General features: G+C 53.7%; 16 protein-coding genes. 5 read left to right on the forward strand and 11 right to left on the reverse strand.

Annotated features, from left to right (window positions below; genetic code table 11):
- Positions 1-53 precede the first annotated feature (53 nt).
- Positions 54-209, forward strand: a complete 156-nt coding sequence (locus SH528x_RS08000) for a hypothetical protein (RefSeq protein WP_442509996.1) — start codon at positions 54-56, stop codon at positions 207-209.
- A gap of 94 nt (positions 210-303) precedes the next feature.
- Here SH528x_RS08000 and SH528x_RS08005 read toward each other — a convergent pair whose 3' ends face one another.
- The 3 genes from SH528x_RS08005 to SH528x_RS08015 are packed head-to-tail and all read right to left on the reverse strand — an operon-like array spanning position 304 to position 4,574.
- Complete coding sequence (locus tag SH528x_RS08005; RefSeq protein WP_442509997.1) at positions 304-2,331, reverse strand: methyl-accepting chemotaxis protein; 2,028 nt, start codon at positions 2,329-2,331, stop codon at positions 304-306.
- Positions 2,331-4,139, reverse strand: a complete 1,809-nt coding sequence (locus SH528x_RS08010) for an ABC transporter substrate-binding protein (RefSeq protein ID WP_442509998.1) — start codon at positions 4,137-4,139, stop codon at positions 2,331-2,333. The genes SH528x_RS08005 and SH528x_RS08010 overlap by 1 nt, the downstream gene beginning before the upstream one ends.
- A gap of 48 nt (positions 4,140-4,187) precedes the next feature.
- On the reverse strand, positions 4,188-4,574 hold the full coding sequence (locus SH528x_RS08015) for a hypothetical protein (RefSeq protein WP_442509999.1): 387 nt from the start codon (positions 4,572-4,574) through the stop codon (positions 4,188-4,190).
- On the opposite strand from SH528x_RS08015, the gene SH528x_RS08020 reads away from it, so the two are divergent.
- Complete coding sequence (locus tag SH528x_RS08020; protein ID WP_442510000.1) at positions 4,559-5,503, forward strand: nucleotidyltransferase domain-containing protein; 945 nt, start codon at positions 4,559-4,561, stop codon at positions 5,501-5,503. The genes SH528x_RS08015 and SH528x_RS08020 overlap by 16 nt on opposite strands.
- Positions 5,504-5,634: 131 nt before the next feature.
- Positions 5,635-6,420, forward strand: coding sequence for a nucleotidyltransferase domain-containing protein (locus tag SH528x_RS08025; RefSeq protein ID WP_442510001.1), 786 nt, complete (start codon positions 5,635-5,637; stop codon positions 6,418-6,420).
- 244 nt (positions 6,421-6,664) lie between these two features.
- Here the strand turns inward: SH528x_RS08025 and mscL are convergent, their stop codons facing one another.
- Positions 6,665-7,198: a large conductance mechanosensitive channel protein MscL gene (gene mscL / locus SH528x_RS08030; RefSeq protein WP_442510002.1), complete on the reverse strand. Its 534-nt coding sequence runs from the start codon at positions 7,196-7,198 to the stop codon at positions 6,665-6,667.
- Positions 7,199-7,973: 775 nt separating this feature from the next.
- Between mscL and SH528x_RS08035 the strand changes: the two genes are divergently transcribed.
- A complete protein-coding gene (locus SH528x_RS08035) occupies positions 7,974-8,351 on the forward strand; it encodes a hypothetical protein (protein ID WP_442510003.1) in 378 nt (125 codons plus the stop codon).
- A gap of 80 nt (positions 8,352-8,431) precedes the next feature.
- Here the strand turns inward: SH528x_RS08035 and SH528x_RS08040 are convergent, their stop codons facing one another.
- From SH528x_RS08040 to SH528x_RS08060, 5 genes are all read right to left on the reverse strand, one after another.
- Complete coding sequence (locus tag SH528x_RS08040) at positions 8,432-10,045, reverse strand: hypothetical protein (protein ID WP_442510004.1); 1,614 nt, start codon at positions 10,043-10,045, stop codon at positions 8,432-8,434.
- A 423-nt stretch (positions 10,046-10,468) separates the two neighbouring features.
- Positions 10,469-10,978: a hypothetical protein gene (locus SH528x_RS08045; protein ID WP_442510005.1), complete on the reverse strand. Its 510-nt coding sequence runs from the start codon at positions 10,976-10,978 to the stop codon at positions 10,469-10,471.
- A 160-nt stretch (positions 10,979-11,138) separates the two neighbouring features.
- Positions 11,139-12,221, reverse strand: a complete 1,083-nt coding sequence (locus SH528x_RS08050; protein WP_442510006.1) for a dipeptidase — start codon at positions 12,219-12,221, stop codon at positions 11,139-11,141.
- Position 12,222: 1 nt separating this feature from the next.
- Positions 12,223-13,590, reverse strand: a complete 1,368-nt coding sequence (locus tag SH528x_RS08055) for an MFS transporter (RefSeq protein WP_442510007.1) — start codon at positions 13,588-13,590, stop codon at positions 12,223-12,225.
- 729 nt (positions 13,591-14,319) lie between these two features.
- A complete protein-coding gene (locus SH528x_RS08060; RefSeq protein WP_442510008.1) occupies positions 14,320-15,363 on the reverse strand; it encodes a zinc-dependent alcohol dehydrogenase family protein in 1,044 nt (347 codons plus the stop codon).
- Between the two features lie 474 nt (positions 15,364-15,837).
- Here SH528x_RS08060 and SH528x_RS08065 point away from each other — a divergent pair, with 474 nt between their 5' ends.
- On the forward strand, positions 15,838-16,017 hold the full coding sequence (locus SH528x_RS08065; protein WP_442510009.1) for a hypothetical protein: 180 nt from the start codon (positions 15,838-15,840) through the stop codon (positions 16,015-16,017).
- Between the two features lie 100 nt (positions 16,018-16,117).
- Here the strand turns inward: SH528x_RS08065 and SH528x_RS08070 are convergent, their stop codons facing one another.
- Both SH528x_RS08070 and SH528x_RS08075 read right to left on the reverse strand, forming a co-directional pair.
- Positions 16,118-17,326, reverse strand: coding sequence for a DUF1559 family PulG-like putative transporter (locus tag SH528x_RS08070; protein ID WP_442510010.1), 1,209 nt, complete (start codon positions 17,324-17,326; stop codon positions 16,118-16,120).
- Positions 17,327-18,144: 818 nt separating this feature from the next.
- Positions 18,145-19,371 carry a DUF1559 family PulG-like putative transporter gene (locus SH528x_RS08075; protein ID WP_442510011.1) on the reverse strand — a complete coding sequence of 409 codons (1,227 nt, stop codon included), beginning with the start codon at positions 19,369-19,371 and terminating at the stop codon, positions 18,145-18,147.
- Positions 19,372-19,606 lie beyond the last annotated feature (235 nt).

Consider the following 19,606-nt stretch of genomic DNA (forward strand, 5'->3'; position numbering starts at 1 on the left):
AGTGCGGCATTCCGAAGTGCAAGGGCTGTGCCGAAGACCATGGATGCGACGAGTTGACATCGGTAACAGCATTCATCCCGGCATTGTGGCAGATGCTATGGATTGAACCGTTGCCCGTCGTCAACAAACCGGCCCCGATTGACAACGTCCGCTTGTTCAAGATCTGCTTCGATCACGTGCATCATCGAGCGAATGTCGCTGCGAAGTGAAGCAGTCCAAGCAGAATACGATGTCGCGGTGAGGCGGCTACGAATACAAAGGTCGAGAAAAGCGTCTTGATGCAACGCAATTTGGAGACAAAATCTATTTTGCGGTCAATTTTGCCAACTCGTGGCTTAGCAAGTTCAGATTACGTGCGGCCTGCTCAATTTGCCCGATCGTCTCGACATTGTTTTGCGTAACACGATTGATATCACGAATGCCTTCGTTCAATTGGCTGACCCCCGCGGCTTGTTGGTTGGCCGACGCGGAAATCCGCATCGCCGATTCGGCGGAAATCGCCAACAATGAAACAAGTTTATTGATGGTTTCGCCTGCGCTCTCGACCACACGATTGGCGGTTCGCACGGCGTTATGCCCCTCTTCGGTCGAATGCACCGCATCTTGTGTCGCCTCCTGAATCTCACTCAGAATCTTGCGAACCTGATTGGTTGCCTGTTTGGATTGCAGAGCCAACGATTTGACCTCCGATGCAACCACGGCGAACCCGCGTCCGTGTTCGCCGGCGCGGGATGCTTCGACCGCTGCATTGAGCGCTAAAACATTGGTTTGCTCGGCGATGTCCTTGACGGTCGCCGTGATCTCGCCGATCGCTTGGGCACGTTCCGCCAATGACAAAATTCTCTCCGCCAGCGACTCCACTCGGCTTTGCACCTGCAACATTGCAGCAATCGATTCTTTGATCGCCGCCTGACCGGCATTGCCGACGTCATCGGCTTGGCGAGCCGATTCGGCCACTTCGTGAGATCGTTCGGCCGCTTGTTGAGCGGTTTGTGCGATTTCGTTGACGGTGGACACCGTTTCCGAAACACTCGCGGCCTGCTCCTGAGTCCCCGAAGCCTGCTTGGATGTCGTCGCCAAAATCTGTTCGCTAGCGACCGCCAACCGCTGGACCGCATCGCGAATCGCGTGAAACAAATTTTGTCGCTCCGACTCGGTCTGCTTGCGTGCCGTGATGTCTTGAAGCGTCGCAATAAACAGTCTTTGATCCATGTAATTCATTTCACGCACACGCAGCGCGATCGGATATTCGCGTCCTTTGCACGTGTGTGCTACGACCTCGTGTTCCTGAGTGCTCGCCAAGGGGCTGTTGGCACCTGAATGCCAATCGGTGCGTTGCACATTGCTAAGCGTGGGAACCAGTGGTTCGATAGCGGTTCCGATCACTTCGTCACTGCGGCACTCGAGCAATCGTTCTGCTGCGGCGTTCATCGACCGCACCTTGCCGTCCGAATCAATCGTCAGAATGCCATCGGCGGTCGAATTCAATACAGCCAAGGTTCGCCGTTCTTCGTACGACAATCGTTCCAACGTCGACTGCATGTTCTCGACCATCTGATTGAACGCAGTGGCCAAGGCGCCGAGTTCATCATTGGATTTGATCTCGATGCGTTCGTTCAGCCCGTCGATGGACGCGGTCGAGGCCAATGCCGCAATACGCGATGCCACATTGCGCATCGTTTCGAGCGGTCCGATGATGCTGTTTGCGGTAAAGTAGCCGAGTGCGGCAACAAGCAGCGTCAACGCAGTGATGACGACGATATAAGTTTGCCGAGCGCCATTGTAACCGGATTGAGTGGTTTCAAACACGTTGTCGGCATTGTCTTCGATCGCTTGCATCCACGAATCCAAGTCCTGTTTGACTTCGGCAAACTGCTGCTCCTCGGCTTGGATCGCATTTATAAACGCTTCTTCGCGATAGTCGTCGAGCACCTTGTCGGCCGTCACGTCTTTGATGCGTTTGTACCGCCCCCATTTGTCTCGCAATTCACGAAACGTGGTGATTTCCGCAGGATCACCCGATGATGTGTTCCAGTTTTCAAACGCGAGGTCAATTTGTTCGGTCTTGGCCTGTTGTTGCCGATTCAGATTCTGCTGCAGTTCATTGTCGGGCGCCATCACGAGAGTCAGCGAAAGCTGTCTAAGTTCATTTAGCGGCTCTGCAATTTCGACCGCCCCACGCCGCAACTTCAGTGCGGTGTCACGCACTTCGTTGACCGAGTGAAATGTGGTTCGCGCGGTCAGGATTCCGTAAACACCCATCACAAAGAAAGCGATCACCGAGATCGTCACCAGCAGCAACAATTTGATCCAGACGCCACGATTTCGCATTACTTGGACTCCTGGTCATTTGCCATGCGTGTGATTCGCACCGGGCCTTTGAATTTGTCGGGGTACGGACCGCGTCGGACGGACCAATGTTGGTCGGTGACTTGAATTTTCCACAACGGAGCACAAGCCATTTTGTAGGGACGAAACACGACTTCTTTGTTGATCGCCATCACTCGGTTTGGGGTCGGCACGAACAACATGTATGCCTCGTCATAAGCCCGCTGCATGATCTTGGCTACAATCTCGCTGAATTTAGGATCGTCCACACTGACTCGGAACATATCGTCGATGTACTCGTTCATGATCGGATCGGGATAAATCGTGCTCCAAACGTTCGTGGTGCGGTAGACAAGAAATGCGGTGTAGGGATGGTTGAAAAACCAATCGTCATTTCCCCACACCAATAAATCCCAATCGACTTCGTTCTTCTGTGCGTTGGTCGTCAGCAGTGGACCGAAAATCTCGGCTTCACTCGATGTCGTTGTGATCTGTAGCGTCACGCCGACTTTCTTTAACTGTGATTCAATCCCACGCCACAAGGGAAGAAAGCGATTTTGCGTCAGTACTTTCAGTTGCAACCCGTTAAGCACCGATGTCAAGCGAGTTTGATTGGCCGGCAGATAAGGATTCTTCACTTCGGAAAAAGGTTTCAGCTTTTTCACGGCCTCACGCACGCCCGGAAAATAGGGAGACGCCAAGGTGGGCGAAAGTGACCCTTCGTTATCAAAAACAAAATACAGCAGGTTTCGCTGGTTCAGTGCTTCGTTGAGCGCACGACGGACCGACGTGTCGCGAAGTTTCGGATTGCCGTTGATCATATTGATATGAATGGCAATGTTGTTATTCGAGGGCGACGTGATGACTTTGGCATAGGGCGACAGAATCGTCTCGACTTTGTATTCCGGTGGGATGTCCGTGATGTCCACTTCGCCCTCTTGATGTAGCGTTTTGGTTTTAGCGTCCAGTGAGTTGAGTTGAGTAAACACGGTGATCGTTTCGACTTTGGGGTATTCCGGATTCCAGTAGTACGGATTCGCGGTCAAGACCGCCTTGTCGGTTTGCCGGTCGCCTTCGATATAGCCCTCGCTCAAAATGTAGGGGCCCAAACCGTAGGGGCCGGGCCGCGATAGATTGGGACAGCTTGCTTTGCCGTTCCAGCCACCACAAACACGCAAATATTCGGCGGTATAAAACTGCATCCAAACGAGATCGTTCATGAAGCATCCGTACTCTTCGGTCAAATGAAACCGCACGGTGTGATCGTCGATCTTTTCGACGTAGTCAAACACTTGATCGATCTTGCTATAGGTCGTCGGTTGCTTTTTAAAGGCATCCATGTTTGCGACGACCGCGTCCGCGTCAAAGGGACTGCCGTCTTGAAATCGGACTCCTTTGCGGAGTTGAAATTCATAGGTCGTTTCGTCGATCTGGCGATGAGAAACGGCCATGTCATATTCCCACCCCTGAGCATTGTCAGACGGTTTGATCATCGCCCCGTTGATCGCGTGCGAGGTGTACAGATACGGCAGACTGGGCAGAAACACTTTTACGTGCGACCCCGGGACCGCTTTGCGAAGCGCACGCATTGGAGCGTCGTCCGCTCGCAGTTGCATCGGTTCGATTCGCGGCGTCGATTCCTGTGCCCCCAACTCCGCCACTGTCATGCCGCTGAGGATGCCAACGATGGCAAAGGTGACCAGAGCGAGAGAGAAGTGGTGTTTCAGAACCATGGACGCGATCTTGGGACGAGGGTCGTCAGAGGAGTCGTAATCGTTGCCGACCGTTCCTCGGCAAAAGAGCGGTCGCATTTCGTAGTTTAGCTCGAACGTGCCTGAACACCTAAGTTAATCGAAAACTTATCGATAACCGAACGGTCTGGCCTGCGTGATCCAACGAATAGGCGAGAAAGGTCCAACTGGATTGCGGTTTGAGTGAACGTCCCTGCGATTGCCGATGTCTTGCTTATCGGTGTCACCCGATTGGTGGCGGGCGATTGGTTCGTGTTGCCATGAATCGTAGCCATCGCCAACGTCAGGCCGGCGATAGAGACCATCAACGACGCGGTGGTCCAGGATTCGTCGGTGATGATGCTGACACCGATGCCGTAGAATGTCGGATATCAGACGGCCGCGGCGAGCGATCAAACCGCGATTGACGCCCACGATTTCTCGGTCGCCACGGCAATCGCAGTCACGATCACCGCCAAAATCACCAAAGAACTTTTGAAGTGAACCGTAAAACAACTGGAACGTTGATCTATTCGGCCGGCACTCAGGTGGTGGCTCAAAAGGACGTGATGACCGTGAACGACCGCGTGGCGCACCCGGCCGGTGCCGTCGGCGTGATCGTACGCTGTCCCATCGACCGCACGCATGCATACCGAGTGAAATTTGCAGACGGTTTCGAAGCTCCGATTCATCACGACCAAATGATCCGATTGTCGGAGTACAAGAGCCAGTCGATTCGCGATGATACCTCGCCGCTGATGAGTGCGGGATTGTACGACCGCGTGATCTATCGCTGCGTGATCGGTTCGCGGGCTTACGGACTCGACGATCACGCCTCGGATACCGATCGACGTGGTATCTATCTGCCGCCTGCGGAATTGCAATGGTCACTCTACGGTGTGCCCGAGCAGTTAGAGAACGACGAGACGCAAGAGGTTTATTGGGAGTTGCAGAAGTTCATCATCTTGGCGCTCAAGGCGAACCCCAACGTGTTGGAGTGTCTCTATTCGCCCATCGTGGAATCGGTGTCACCGCTTGGCCGCGAGTTGCTTCAGATGCGAGACGCGTTTCTGTCCAAACTGGTTTTCCAAACCTATTCAGGCTACGTCGCGTCGCAATTCAAAAAAATGCAAACCGATATCCGAAACCAAGGACGCGTGAAATGGAAACATGTCATGCATTTGGTGCGATTGCTGATGTCGGGGACCTACGTGCTTCGCGAAGGTGTCGTGCGGGTCGAGGTGGGCGAGCATCGCGAGGCATTGCTTAGGATCAAACGAGGTGAGATGTCGTTTGCGGATGCAGATCGATGGCGTAAGGAACTGCAAACGGAATTCGAATCGGCGTTCAAGTCGACGAAGCTGCCTGACCGGCCTGATTACGAACGAGCCAATGCGTTTCTTGTCGATGCACGTCGACGGGCAATGCAGATCGAGTTGCCGTGATCGGGTAAGCAGGTAGGCAGAAAAGCTGTAAAGGGAAGTCGACGTGAATCGAAGACAGTTACCGGAGGATTGAGATGGCAGATGAGCGGGAAAACAGGATTACGGAAAAGAGCACCGGGGAAGGGAATCCGATGACAGGCAGGATGCCTATCCCACAGGAACAGATGATGAAGCATGTGCGGATACATCCGTTTCCGCTTGTGTTTGCCACGATCAGTGGGGCGCATCTGTATGGTTTTCCGTCTCCTGATTCCGACTTCGATCTTCGTGGCGTGCACTTGCTTCCGCTATCCACCGTGCTCGGTTTAGAAGTGGGGCGAGAGACTGTCGAGAAGGAAGGCATTTACGACGGACTGGAGATTGATTTGGTGACGCATGATGCGGCTAAATTCTTCAGGCTGATGCTGCGCCGCAATGGCTACGTGCTCGAACAAATCTTTTCGCCGCTGGTGGTGTCGACGACGCCCGAGCACGAAGAATTGAAGACGATCGCAGCCGATTGCATCACGCGGCACCATGCGCATCACTATCTCGGCTTCGGTGCAACGCAGTGGCGATTGTTTCACAAGGAATCGCCGCCACGGGTTAAACCGCTGCTGTACGTTTTCCGAGTGCTGCTGACCGGGATCCACCTAATGCGAACCGGCGTAGTCGAAGCCAATTTGGGAACATTGAACGAGGGTGCGAAGCTTTCGTACCTAGACGACTTGATGCGTCAAAAATTGGAAGGTCCCGAAAAGGCGACACTCGTCTCGGCCGACTTGGCGTTCTACGAGTCCGAATACGAACGGCTGACCGCGATGTTGGAAGCTGAGTACGAACGTTCGCAGCTACCTGAGATGCCATCCGCTCGTGATGCCCTCAACGACTTGTTGGTGCGATTGCGAATGAAGTCGCACGAGGTTGCGTCTGAGTGAGTCGCAGCCTCGCTGCTTGTTGGATTGCGTAACAACTTGCTTCACCCTCCTAACAAAGTTGGGAGGGTCGGAAATCGAGCCTTCAGCGAGATTTCCGGGGAGGGCCTGGTGACGTGGAACTTGCACGTTGTCATCTGTAACACTCCGATGCCCCACCGATGAACTTGCTCCGCTCGTTCTGACTTCTCCAAAACAAGTTTCGCACAAGGTGAAGCACTTTAAACGATTGCAAACAAACGTCCTGTTACGTGGCCGGTCGCTCGGCGGGTTTACCGGAATCGCTGACGGTCGGAACGGTTAGTTCCGAGGTGCATAGCGGACATCGGATCGCACGAAACGGAATCGTCGAGCGACAAAAGTCACACTTCTTGTCCGACGGCTCTTCGGATGGCTTGGGTTCGCCAAAGCGTTCATCAAGCTCTTCGTCCACGCGATTGACGGCACGGATGATCAAGAACATCGCAAGAGCAACAATGACTAGCGAGAAGCAAGTGTTAAAAAACATGCCGTAGTTGATGGTGACGGCGCCAGCGGCTTGAGCTGACTCCAATGTTTTGAAACCTGTTTCGGGAACCGTCGCAGTTTTTGGGACATGCAGTACCCAAAACAAATCGGAAAAGTTGGCGTTCCCCGTAATCCATCCGATCGGTGGCATGATGATGTCGTTGACCAACGACTTGACCACCGTGGTGAACGCGGCACCGACAGTGAAACCGATCGCCAGATCGATCATATTGCCACGCAATGCGAACTTTTTGAAATCAGCCAAGATGCTCATGTGATTAGGTCATCGCAATCAAGAGGAGTGTGATAGAAAAGCAGGTACAACGTGGATGCATCAGCATATCACGTTCCGAATGTGGGATAGGCTTCCAGCCTGTCATCGTGTGCAAGGCCTCTCGTAGCGAAACTCGCCAACGGCTTGTTGATTTAGTGAGCCGTGACGCGTCAGCGGCCGGGGCCCGCGCACTACCCGGTGCCTTACGGCCCACGGCTCACCGTTGCGATTTGCATTTGGATTAAATCAACAAGCCGCCAAGGGTTTCGACAAGCATAGTGACTCAATCCAATTCCAATCTTTCGCAACTCTATGGTTAACATCGCCGATTTGCCTTGGGCGGCGATTCGCCCCCTGGCTATCAAACCCACATCTCTTTCCCCACGCCCCACTTATCCCCAGCAAAGTCCCTCGCCACTGCAACTCGCAATCGCCACTGCCTGGCTTTCGGGCAAGTCGCTCTATCGCCTGGCAAACGCTGCTTTTTCCTGCGTTTTACGCGATCAAGTCGGCTTAGATGCTAGCGTTTCATTGCGATAATTGCCAATTTCTGCAGCAGTGCAGGGGGCGATTTGAGGCAGCATTACGCTTCTCAGAATTGAATGTTGTTGATGATTACCGCTTGACGACGATAAGGGGACGCTCACCTCCGTCGAGTGTGACTGGCACGGCATGTGCGTACTCCACCAAAACACTGAAGGGCTTCGCTCTTTTTACAAGGTCTTGGTAGTCCAATGCCTCACCACGTTTTCACTTCAACTAAATGGAGAGAGACATGATGTCGAACGTATTTCCCACATTGGAATATGTCGGAGTTTCAAAAGGGTGGCCAACGCTTCCTGCATGGTTTCGTTCAATGTATTTCACGTGTTGCTGCACAGTGATCGGCTTGATCTCGTGCTACGACATGTTGCTTGTATTTGTGCATTCGGAAACGATTTTCATGATGGAGCAGAATCCGATTTGCTTAGCCTTGTTGAAAATGGAACCGACGTTCTTCAGTTTCTTTGTGATCGGAAAAACGTTGGGAACGTTAACCGTGCTCGGCGTACTGTTACAACTATTTCGCAGCGGATTTCATAGTTGGCATTGCGTCACATCTGGGATCACGCTGTTTCAACTCGGATTGCTTGCCTATTTGACGTTCGGCTAAACCGAATTCAGCCCGACACGCCATCGGTCTATCGCATTGTCAGTGCAGCCTCCGGAGTGGCGTGGCGATGCACCTGAGATTCATTGGCGAAGTTGTTCGTCGATACGGCTTTGGAAATCGGCCGACTTTCCTGTTAATTCCGGGTGTTGATCCGCCAGGAATTGCAGGTAATGTTTCAAGCGTTCTGCGGTTTGAACGAGTTGGTCATCATCATCGCAATTGCGATAGTCGCGAAACCGCTCGTTGAGAGTGGGGATTTCGTCATCAGCCTGTGGCAGCGATTCCATTTCCGAGATGATTTCCGAAAGCAAGAAAGCCATCTTCAAATGGTCGTATGGATCGCCCGGGATCGGTTCATCTGAAACGTTTCCTGACCAGACTGATTCGAATTCGTCCAGTTCGCTTTCGCTCTCGTCGGAACCTCCCGAAGTTTCACGCTCAAATTCTTTTGAGAATTCTGCGTGACTTCTCTGATCCTCTTCCCACTCTTCGCGTGTTTCGAACATCGAGAACGCGAACTCGTTATCAAGTTCTAAATGGTGCCCATCCAGTCCGACAAAGCCCACGCCGAAAACGCCATCGGCCATCATGCTGCAAATCGGGCAATCGCAATCGGCAACATGCGGCTCCTTATCTTCTTGCCGCGTCATGCCCGCGATCGGAACTCCGGCGCTGCGAGGCACGCGTCGTCGACTGTACTCGATTATAAAGCTCGGCGGCGAGCCACCTTCAAACGGAGCGTTAAGCCACTGCTGTTTCACCTCACCAAGCCACTGAATCAATTGCAATTGGCAATCGGATTCATATTGCAGAGCGTGTAGCCCCCGTTCGCTTGTACACCAATCCCACGCTGCGTCGACGAGTTCGCGGCAAAGGTCAAAATATATGACCATTTCCTCGTCGCTCATCGGTGCGGTCTCGTAACCGAATATGTCGGTTGGTGCGGCCACGACCGGAGCGCCTTCTAGCAGTCGAAGCTGTTGTGCCCAAACTAGAAGACCGATCCATCGGTGCCCCCCGTGCAGCAATTGGCGGGGTATCCGGCCGTCAAGGTCTTCGCGGCACGTCATCAACCAATCGCGATGCACCGCGATGGTAAACGGATCGCGGCTTCGGGGGTCGTGGACCGCGTCGCTGTTCAGCCACGCTTCACTGCGAACAGTGTCCAGCACGCGCCAGGCAATGTCCTCGAGAAGCGGATCGCCATACAGTACATCGCGGTCAACGTGCGGTTTGTTGATCGGAGTTTCCCGAACGGCATCAACCACGTCGGCGTCAACCTGTTCGTGCAATTCCCACCACGGCGGCAAATGAATGCTGAGGGGGAAAGATGGATCATCTTTATTGTCGTCCTCGCCCATCGAAAACGCTTCGTCGCGACCAATCTTGGGAACACTGCGGCCGGTGATCAGCCGTTTTTGAATCAGATCCAGCACCAACCAGCCGTCGGTCTGCCGAATCGTTTTCATCGCAGTTGCCTGGTCGACTTTTTGGACGGGCAATCCACTAAGGAATTCGCAAACGACAGGCGTGCGGTATCGCGGCCAGAAGTCGATCATCTCGTCCCAGTTGTGCGGATCCTCCGATGCGACCGCAAACAACGTCAACACCGTATCGGGATCGAGTGAGCTGATGAAATGGCAGCCGTCCGCATCAAACACGGCGACTGCAGCAGGTACGTCTTCTTCACTCATTCCCATCTCTCCCACGTAGCTACGGCTTGAATCCCACGTCACTTGTCAAATTGCGTTCGTGTTTTGTCAGGGCTTAAAATTAGGGTTGGTCGTAGCGGAAGTCGTCAAGACTTTCGTTGAATCTCTGGACACGACGAAACTCTCACGCGAGTTTCGCTACCCAACGATCAAGCTACAACGCAGCACCAGCCGTGGGCATGTCTCAACAAAAGCGACGGGCCCGCAGCTGACGGGCTGTCGATTTAATCGAAGTGTAAACGGTAGTGGTAAGCCGCGGGCCGTAAGGCACCGGGTAATGCGTGGAACCCGGCCGCTCACGCGTCACGGCTCACTAAATCAACAGTCGAACTAACCCCGTCGGCTCACATCACGACGGCTGCTCTACTTGTATGTACTTATGCAACCAACTTGATATGAACATTTTTAACGTTGCTTTTCGCGTTCGGCCTTTCTAGCGGGGAAATCGACCACGACCAATTTTTGATTCGCTTGATCCCACGTATATTCTTGGTAATAGGGCAGCATCGGCAATCGGATTCCATCGGGTTGGTCCGGCTTGATGATCTCGGCCATAAACACTTCGTGTGTTAGCGGCTTGGGATCTTGAATACTCTGAGCATTGCGAAGTTGAATTGCGTGCTCGACCCCCATCCCGCCGATCTTTCCAACCGAAGTTCGATAGGCTTCCGCGTTGATCATCAGCGGGTTTTTCGATTCGATCTTGGTGCTCGCCACCTCCGCGCCATCTTGCAAAGCTTGTTCCAGATCCAATACATTCTGAGTCGTCTTGCCGACCGTCTCACGAGGTGTCGCCTCTTCGGCCGTGACGCCTGGCGTTGAGGAAGCCGTCGTGTCGGATGTCGAACTCGATGGGACGCAGCCAACAGGTGCAGCTAGCACAAACAAGAGACCAGCGTGGATGACGATTCTCATAATGGGATACCTTGTGGGGATGTGGCCGCATGCGGCGTGAGGACAAACGTGCAATTACCAATCATCCTCGACCTACTTGCTTAAGATACAGCGGAACGAGGGGCACAGCAACGAACGCGATAATGCCCTTTTGCCTCCAGTCGCCCGCAACGCCCACGGCTTAGCCAAAAGCCTGTCGTAACACCCGCAGAAAATTACCGTGAAAGATCGCCGACACATCGTCATCGCTGTAACCACGATTGGCCAGTATCGAATCGAGCGATTGTAGATCCGCGATCGTATCAAGGTCGCTGGGGGATTGCTCGCGGCCAAAAGCACCGTCCAGATCGCTGCCGATTCCACAATGCTTTGTGTTTCCCGCCAACTGGCAGATATGATCGATGTGGTCAGCGATATGCTGCATCGTGACGCCAATGGAATCGGGGGTCGATTGACCACGAACAAACCCCGGCACGACCATCCAGACGTCAAAGGCGGCACCGAGCACGCCATCGCGATCGATTATCGCTTTGATTTGTTCGTCACTGAATTGCCGAACATCATCCACGATCGCGCGGCAATTTTGATGACTTGCCCACACCGGGCCTTCGTAGATTTCGATCGCTTGCCAGAAACATGGCTCGTTTAAATGCGTCACGTCCAGGATCATGCCAAGCTGATCCATCTTGCGGACCAGTTCGATTCCACTCGCCGGGAATTCTCCCTGCACGTCATGCCCCATCGCGTAACGTCCGATGCCGTAGTGTGCGGGGCCGAGGGCGCGCAGCCCATTTTGCCATGCGAGTTCGAGGTGATCGAGCGTCACGATGGAATCGGATCCTTCGAGACTCAAAACGTAGCCGATTGGTTCGTTTCGCTCCGCTGCAGCAACGGGATCATCCCAGCGCAGCAAGTGCGTTTCAAGGCCATCGCGATCCGTGATTTGCACCATCTCACCAAGTCGTTCCATCTCGCGATACCAGGCCAATTGTCCTTGCGTCATCGCCCACGCTTGCGAGGGCGACTCCCAATTGGCAACATACGACCGAGGCTTCATGCAGCCACCGATCTGAGTCGCCACACACAACCCGATGCCGCCGCGACGCATCTCAGGCAACGAAACGGTGCCGGCGGCTTGACCATTCAAACGTGGCGGTAGCGGTCGCTCGGTTTCGCGAATTTTCGCTACCGGTTGCCGCAAATCGCGGTTCCATTCCAGTGCATTCAGGCTGAGGTCGAGATGCGCATCGAAGATCATTTTCATATTAGGAGTTTTCCAGAGTGGTTTCAGGCTCGCGAATCAGTTTGGTGGCGTCGGTACCTAAGATGGCAATTCCCGCCAACAAGTACATGCCCGCACAGGTGAGAAAAACAAGCGATTGCCCATCGGTCGAAATTCCGTCAACGGATCGGCCCATCGTCATCAATCGTGGCACCGCGATCGCGCTGGCGGCCGCACCAAAGTTGCCCCACATGTTGCCCCAGCCAAAGACCGCAGCGGTGTTGCGTCCGCCAACATCTTGCATGAACGCCCACACCGTGGGGTTTCCAATGTCAGTCATCAGCGAGACCATCGCACAGCAGGCAACGATCATCCAGACCGAATCAAAACTCGAGCATCCGACGTAAGCAAGTGCTGCTAGAAAGCAGGTCGCACTCAACGGGGCGATGCGTCCCCAGCGATGCCCGAGCGACCGGACGGCTCGATTGCCGAGCCAACCTCCGATCAATTGCCCCGGGATCGCAATCGCAAGCACGCCGGTTACCATCAGTGACCCCAGAAACGATTCGACCCCTTTTTCTTCTTTCAGATAGGTGGGTAGCCAGGTGATCAAAAAAGCCCAGCCAAACACCAAGCAAAATTGGGCAATCGAATTCAGCCACAGCGAACGGCTTTTGATGATCGCCCATAACATTGGCAGGATGTCGCGTGCATCTGGTTTGGGTTCGGCAGTGTCGAGTTCGCCGATTAGTTCAATTTCGTTTGCATTGACTCGCGGGTGATCTTCGGGACGGTTGCGGACGACGATCCAATACGCCGCGGCGGCAACGATTCCCACGAAGCTGTACAAATACAACACATATCGCCAACTGCTGAGCTGCAGAATCAGCAGCGTGGTCAGAAACGGTGCGAGCGTTCCACCCAACCGGCCGCCAATCGACACGAACGAGCTCGCCATCGCCCGATTGCGAAAATGGAACCAGCGGCGAATCACTCCACTGCTGGTTGGATACGCACCGGCCTGGACGACACCAAACGCGAGTCTGGCCATCAACAGTCCGGCGAGTGTACCGGCCATGCCCGACAATCCGGTCAACAAAGACCAGGCAAGTATATAGAATGTCAGCATCACACGGCCGCCGAACCGATCGCTGGCCCACCCCGAGGGGACTTGGAAAAGGGCGTAGGCAAAGAAGAACGCGCCGAGCACCTCGCCAATCTCTTCTTTACTGGCGTCCGGAAAATCGCCGAGGAAGGAGTTGCTTTTGACGATCTCGCCCAAGCAGACCCGGTCGAGATACAGCATAAATGCCATCAGCACGCTGACCGCAACGACTCGCATGCGAACGCTACTGGCGGCGTGATGCAATTCCGGATCGCCACGACGCAGCGAATCTTGGTGAACAGTCATAGGCGGGATTTTAGCGTTTTTTGTCAGCGGTGGGGCGTTAACAAAGTCTATTGAGTGGCGGGGCGCTTTGGGCGAGAGTGACCACAGCATAACGGATCTCGAGCCGTGATGGGGACGCCGGATTCACTCTCTCTCTTCGGATGCGAAGCATATGATGAGGGTATTGGATCCTGTTGCGTTAGAAGTTCAAGAAACTCTAACTCAACAGCCCGCTAGTTCGCTGTCCAATTTTTTCGTTGACCCGGATTCGTGAGCCGACGGCGCTAGCCGCGGGCCGCTAAAACATTGGTGTTGTCATGATTTTTTGGATGCGCAACTTTTCTGCCACCTCTCCACCGACTTCGTCGGTGGAGAGGTAACTGCTCGATAGTCCGGAAGAAGAAGTTACTCCCAATATTTGATGGCAACACCAAAGTTTTAGCAGTCAATTACTAGCCCCGGTTGGATGGTGACAATTCTGTGGCTAGCGCCAAAACTTAACGCTGTGAAGCATTTAGAGACGCCAAATTACAGGCTTTGCATTCTGTTGCTACGTTCGCCAAAGCGTAGAGTGTTTCTAACGCATCCCCACCGTCTGCCGACACTAGCTACGGTTTGGTTGGGCGCGGCCCGATGGAAACGCTGCAGCTAGCTGGCGTCACACCAGGCTTCCGCAAATCTTCATTTTCCTACCTCCATCTTCCTACCAAACCACAGTCGCCATTTGCTTCGATCATTGTCTCGGAGGCATCAGCTGAATTTGTTGATCACGGTGACGCCGACGTCTGGATAGCGATCCATTTCGACAAGGGCTGTCAACGATTCCTCTAAGCTGATTGTATTTCCAACCAGTTTATGCGGAGTGAGCTTGCCAGACTGAATCATCGACAGCATCGCTGGGTAGCGATGCGATTGCATCCCGTGGCTGCCGAGGATCTCGAGTTCGCCTGCGATCACGGCGTCCATCGGGATGCTAGGATGTTTGTGATCGGCAAGCATCAGGCCAACCTGAATATGTTTGCCTCGCTTTTGCAAACAAGCGATCGAATTGAAACACGTCGTCGGGCTTCCCAGCGAATCAATCGAAACGTGAGCACCTCCTTTGCTGATGCCTCGCACCGTCGCAACAACATCTTCGACAGTCGTCGCATTGACCGCTTGGGCCGCGCCGATCGATCTCGCAAAATCAAGTTTGTCATCGCGGATGTCGATCGCAATCACGTTCGCCCCCAAGGCGTTAGCAATCATGATTGCGGAAAGCCCGACACCGCCGCACCCGTGGACGGCGACCCATTGCCCAGCACTTACCTTGCCTTGATCAACAATGGCGCGAAACGCGGTCGCAAACCGACATCCCAAACTGGCGGCGGTTTCAAAATCAATCTCCTCCGGTAACCCGACCAGGTTGGCATCGGCGTAGTCGATCGCAACGTACTGAGCAAAACATCCCCAATGCGTGAATCCAGGTTGAAATTGTCGATCGCAAACCTGTTGCTGACCCGCCGCGCATTGGCAGCAGCTTCCGCAACCGCAAACAAATGGCAGCGTGACTCGGTCACCGATATTCCAGCGAGTGACATGATTACCAACGGCTTCGACCACGCCAGCAAGTTCGTGGCCGGGAACGTGAGGCAAGCGGATGTCGGGGTCGTGCCCCATCCATCCATGCCAGTCGCTACGGCAAAGTCCCGTCGCCTCGACGCGGATCACTACTCCCTGTTTTGTCGGCGTTGGATCGGCTACGGTTTCAATCGTCAGTGGTTTGGCGAATTCGCCGTATATCGCTGCCCTCATTATCGATCTCGACCTTTCCGTTGAAACTGGCTTTCCGTTGAAACTGTTTTTTTTGCAGAGACCATCGTCGCACAGATGTTAAGCAGTTAGGCAGGAGTCTTTCAGTAAATTGGCCGTTTTGGCCAACGCTTTGAAGCATTTCCTATAGCGGAATTCGTCAAGAGTTTTGGGGACCAGACGTCATCAAACGAAAGTCCTGACGACTTCCGCTACGCTAAATCAGCGCAAACCCTATAAGGAAAAATGCTATACAGCGTTGGCCCAGACGGCTAACGGGATTTCCCCCAATGATTCCTACCTATCTGCTTACGCAATTTAATACACTGGATATTGAATTGGACCCCTTAAGTCCCGGCGACGAAAGAGTGGCAAACCGAGGTCTAGTGTTCCAATTCACAACACTCGCCAAGGCTTGAAGTATTGTTATACTGAGAGCTTTCGAAGCCAGTGAATTTACAAAACAAAGGAAATCTTATGAGTCGACTGTCCGTCTTGGTTGCAGCCACACTTTTCTCGTTCTGCGTCTTGCCTGGCTGCGGTGGTTCTTCAGCGCCCAAGAATATTGCTGAGGACGCGGATGCGGCAGCAATCGCTGAGTACGAAGCTGCTGTCGCTGCCGAAAGCGCAGGGATGAACGAGAGCACCGATAAGTAGGTGAAAGTTTAGGTAGAAAAATCACGAAAAAACCCCGGACTGATTAAGGCCCGGGGTTTTTTGTAGAGTTAGCAAGATTCAACGCGAACGGATCGCAGGTTTAGTATTCCGCGTTGATGGTTTCCTTCGATCCACGTGTTCCCAACGATCCCCACAAACCGTAGGGACTCTTGGCACCCGGGGCATTGTTGTTGGCAGCGTTACCACTGATATAGACCACTGGGTTTCGCTGGTTGCCCGCTTCGATAGAGCTGGTGATGAATTTAACGGCACCATCGCCCATTAACACATGGATCCCGCCTTGGTGACGACTGGAGCCTGTCGTAATCGAAGGACCGTTTGAATCGTGGGGGATACAAACCGCGCCGTTAGGTGGCAAGATTGTGTACGCCATCGACTGCATATTTTGGTCGTCGGCCCAGCGGTAACCTCGCCCTTTTGTCGCCCCTTCCATATTGCCTGCAATCCAAAACTGAGGACGCTGTGGATCGACCATATTGGACTCGATGCACGTACTTGGATTGTCCCGAATGTCGTTCTGGCCCGCTTGGCCGTTCGGATGCCTCTTCCCGATCGTGCGGGTATCATCGTCACCCAAATCGGTGGCCATTTCCATCATCGCAATCGTATTGGACAGGCCATCGAGAACGTCACGGAACTTCATCGACTTGTGACGAACAAACATGCCGCGGTTGGCCGCTCGCGACTCTTCCGCATAACCGCTGTTCGTAGCGCCAACGTCTGGGTCAAAATCTCCATGCTGTGCACGCCAATGAGAATCACCCATGCAAGATGCATAGTTCGATCTGCCTAGGGACGGCAGGCCCGTTCCGGGATCGCTGGGACAGCGAAGCGTAGGAAGCTCGGTAGCCCATGGGGTGTACTGAATGTTGTCGGGAGTAGGCCCCATCGCTGGCCAAGCTGGTGATTGGACCGCGCCATCGGTTCGTTCCGTACTTGGATTGGTGATCTTCTCCCACAACGCTTGTTGCTCGACAAACGGGGTCATCCCTACCAACGCACTCAGACGCCAGTGGTTGTTTGTGGTGTAACCGGTCCACCAATTTTGACCATTATCGCTACCGTCGTCAGTACCAGCACCATGAACGGGCATCTGCCCGTACGCGCTGTGATAGTTGTGAAGCCCCAAGCCAAGTTGCTTGACATTGTTGCTGCAACTCATTCTGCGGGCGGCCTCACGCGCCGCTTGTACCGCTGGTAGAAGCAATCCCACCAGCACGCCGATGATCGCAATCACGACCAGTAGTTCCACAAGGGTGAAACCTTTAGAAAGTCCATGACGTTTCATTGATAAACTCCAATGAAAAAAGAAAAGTAAATCCCGCTACGAGGATGGTTGTGCATCCACATTGCGGTGGTGACGAAACGTTCGCCGGGAATAGAAGTAACCGCTAATTGTACATTAGCGGTAAGTATAAAGACCATAGCCCCGCAGGAGGGGGCAGGCACAGTTTGCGGTTTCGCGAAGTGTTTTGCGTTTTCAGTTTCGTCGAATGGAAAGCCAGAAGGGCTAGAAGGACGAAAGTGTGCGTAGGCGATCAGAAAAAAGCGGTGTGTGCGAAAGGGGGCAGGCAGCAGTTGCGGCTTGAGGAAGTTTGTTGTGTTCCAGCATTCGCTAATAAGAATGGCTTGGGCGGTCTTGGAGAGTTGAGGCGGTAAAAAAAGTGCTGCTCGGCATTGCGGGTTGCCGTATGCAACAAGTCGCGTGCGGCTATCTGGTTCCCAGGCTCCTTGCCAACGCCGTCTCCTTGCCAACGCCGTGAACGATTATTACGCTGCAAATTACAGCGTTTGCGTTTCGTAGCTACGCTCGCCGGAGCGTGGATTGTTGACGTCCAACGCAAATCACCACCTTCTGGCGAAGGTAGCTACCAGAAAATCGTTCACGGCGTTAGGCTCCGGCCTGAGTTGTCCCATCTTCCTACCTCCATCTTCCTACCAAGGTTTCCCTCGGGTGCAGTGCGTCCCCTGGCAAGAGTTTTGTAACGAACGTTTCTTGGTGGCGGTCACCGAACAGTGCCGAAAAACCATAGAAAAACCCCGAGCTGATTAGAGCCCGGGGTTTTTCCAAATGTATTCAAGCGTCGACGTGAATCGGTCGCAGGCTTAGAATTCAGCGTCGATAGTCTCCTTCGATGCACGTGTTCCCAGCGATCCCCATAGACCGTAGGGACTCTTAGCACCTGGGTTATTATTGTTCGCAGCGGTTCCGCCCTTGCGAACCACTCGATTTCGCTGATTCCCCGCTTCGATAGAGTCGGTGATGAATTTCACCGCTCCGTCGCCCATCAGCACATGAATCCCGCCTTGGTGACGACTGGAGCCCGTTGTGATCGACGGTCCGTTCGAGTCGTGGGGGATGCAGAGCGGGCCATTGGGTGGCAAGATTGTAAACGACATCGACTGCATATTTTGGTCGTCGGCCCAGCGGTAACCTCGACCTTTTGTTGCCCCTTCCATACTACCTGCAATCCAAAACTGAGGACGCTGAGGGTCGATCATGTTTGACTCGATGCACGTACTTGGATTGTCCCGGATATCGTTCTGACCCGATTGGCCGCTCGGATGCTTTTTCGCACGCGTGCGGGTATCATCATCGCCCAAATCGGTGGCCATCTCCATCATCGCAATGGTGTTGGACAAACCATCGAGCACGTCGCGAAACTTCATCGATTTGTGACGAACAAACATGCCACGATTGGCTGCGCGAGATTCCTGAGCATAACCGCTGTTGGTAGGCCCCGAGTCTGGGTCAAGATATCCATGCTGGGCACGCCAGTGAGAATCACCCATGCAGGAGGCATAATTCGATCTACCCAATGAAGGCAGTCCCGTCCCAGGATCGCTCGGGCAGCGAAGTGTGGGGAGTTCGGTGGCCCAGGGGGTGTATTGGATGTTTTGAGGAGTCGGTCCCATTGCGGGCCATGGATTGGTCGTGGTGCCAATCCCAGCACCGTTGTTCCCATCCGTCCGCTCGGAACTTGGATTGCTGATCTTCTCCCACAACGCTTGTTGCTCGACGAACGGGGTCATTCCGACCAATGCACTCAGACGCCAGTGGTTGTTCGTAGTGTAACTGCTCCACCAGTTTTGATTGTTGACGCTACCATCGTCCGTACCGGTCCCATGAACCGGCATCTGGTTGTAGGCGCTGTGATAGTTGTGAAGGCCCAAGCCAAGTTGCTTGACATTGTTGCTGCAACTCATTCTGCGGGCGGCTTCGCGTGCCGCCTGTACTGCTGGTAGAAGCAATCCGACCAGCACGCCAATAATGGCGATCACTACCAGCAGTTCGACAAGGGTGAAACCTTCAGAAGGTCCGTGACGTTTCATTGATGCGCTCCAATCAAAATAGAAAAGTGGTTCCCACCACAAAGATGTCTCAGTACCCGCCACTGCACTGGCGTAGGATCATCGGTAGGGAAGATGAGTAGCCACTGAGTGTAGGCTAATGTATGTCATGTGTGCTATGACCCTGTAGAAGGGGGCAGGCATTGAGTGCCGTTACGCGAAATGTTTCGCGACTTTAAGTTCTGGAAATGGAAAGCCAGAAAGGTCGTGGGAGCAA

This window comes from Novipirellula methanifontis, from assembly GCF_052161655.1.
GTDB lineage: Bacteria > Planctomycetota > Planctomycetia > Pirellulales > Pirellulaceae > Novipirellula.

Bases quoted from the DNA above. Each gene is read 5' to 3' on its own strand.
- SH528x_RS08005 (WP_442509997.1), bottom strand. From the start codon at position 2,331: ATGCGAAATCGTGGCGTCTGGATCAAATTGTTGCTGCTGGTGACGATC.
- SH528x_RS08010 (WP_442509998.1), bottom strand. From the start codon at position 4,139: ATGCGACCGCTCTTTTGCCGAGGAACGGTCGGCAACGATTACGACTCC.
- SH528x_RS08025 (WP_442510001.1), top strand. From the start codon at position 5,635: ATGACAGGCAGGATGCCTATCCCACAGGAACAGATGATGAAGCATGTG.
- mscL (WP_442510002.1), bottom strand. From the start codon at position 7,198: ATGAGCATCTTGGCTGATTTCAAAAAGTTCGCATTGCGTGGCAATATG.
- SH528x_RS08035 (WP_442510003.1), top strand. From the start codon at position 7,974: ATGATGTCGAACGTATTTCCCACATTGGAATATGTCGGAGTTTCAAAA.
- SH528x_RS08040 (WP_442510004.1), bottom strand. From the start codon at position 10,045: ATGAGTGAAGAAGACGTACCTGCTGCAGTCGCCGTGTTTGATGCGGAC.
- SH528x_RS08045 (WP_442510005.1), bottom strand. From the start codon at position 10,978: ATGAGAATCGTCATCCACGCTGGTCTCTTGTTTGTGCTAGCTGCACCT.
- SH528x_RS08050 (WP_442510006.1), bottom strand. From the start codon at position 12,221: ATGAAAATGATCTTCGATGCGCATCTCGACCTCAGCCTGAATGCACTG.
- SH528x_RS08055 (WP_442510007.1), bottom strand. From the start codon at position 13,590: ATGACTGTTCACCAAGATTCGCTGCGTCGTGGCGATCCGGAATTGCAT.
- SH528x_RS08060 (WP_442510008.1), bottom strand. From the start codon at position 15,363: ATGAGGGCAGCGATATACGGCGAATTCGCCAAACCACTGACGATTGAA.
- SH528x_RS08065 (WP_442510009.1), top strand. From the start codon at position 15,838: ATGAGTCGACTGTCCGTCTTGGTTGCAGCCACACTTTTCTCGTTCTGC.
- SH528x_RS08070 (WP_442510010.1), bottom strand. From the start codon at position 17,326: ATGAAACGTCATGGACTTTCTAAAGGTTTCACCCTTGTGGAACTACTG.
- SH528x_RS08075 (WP_442510011.1), bottom strand. From the start codon at position 19,371: ATGAAACGTCACGGACCTTCTGAAGGTTTCACCCTTGTCGAACTGCTG.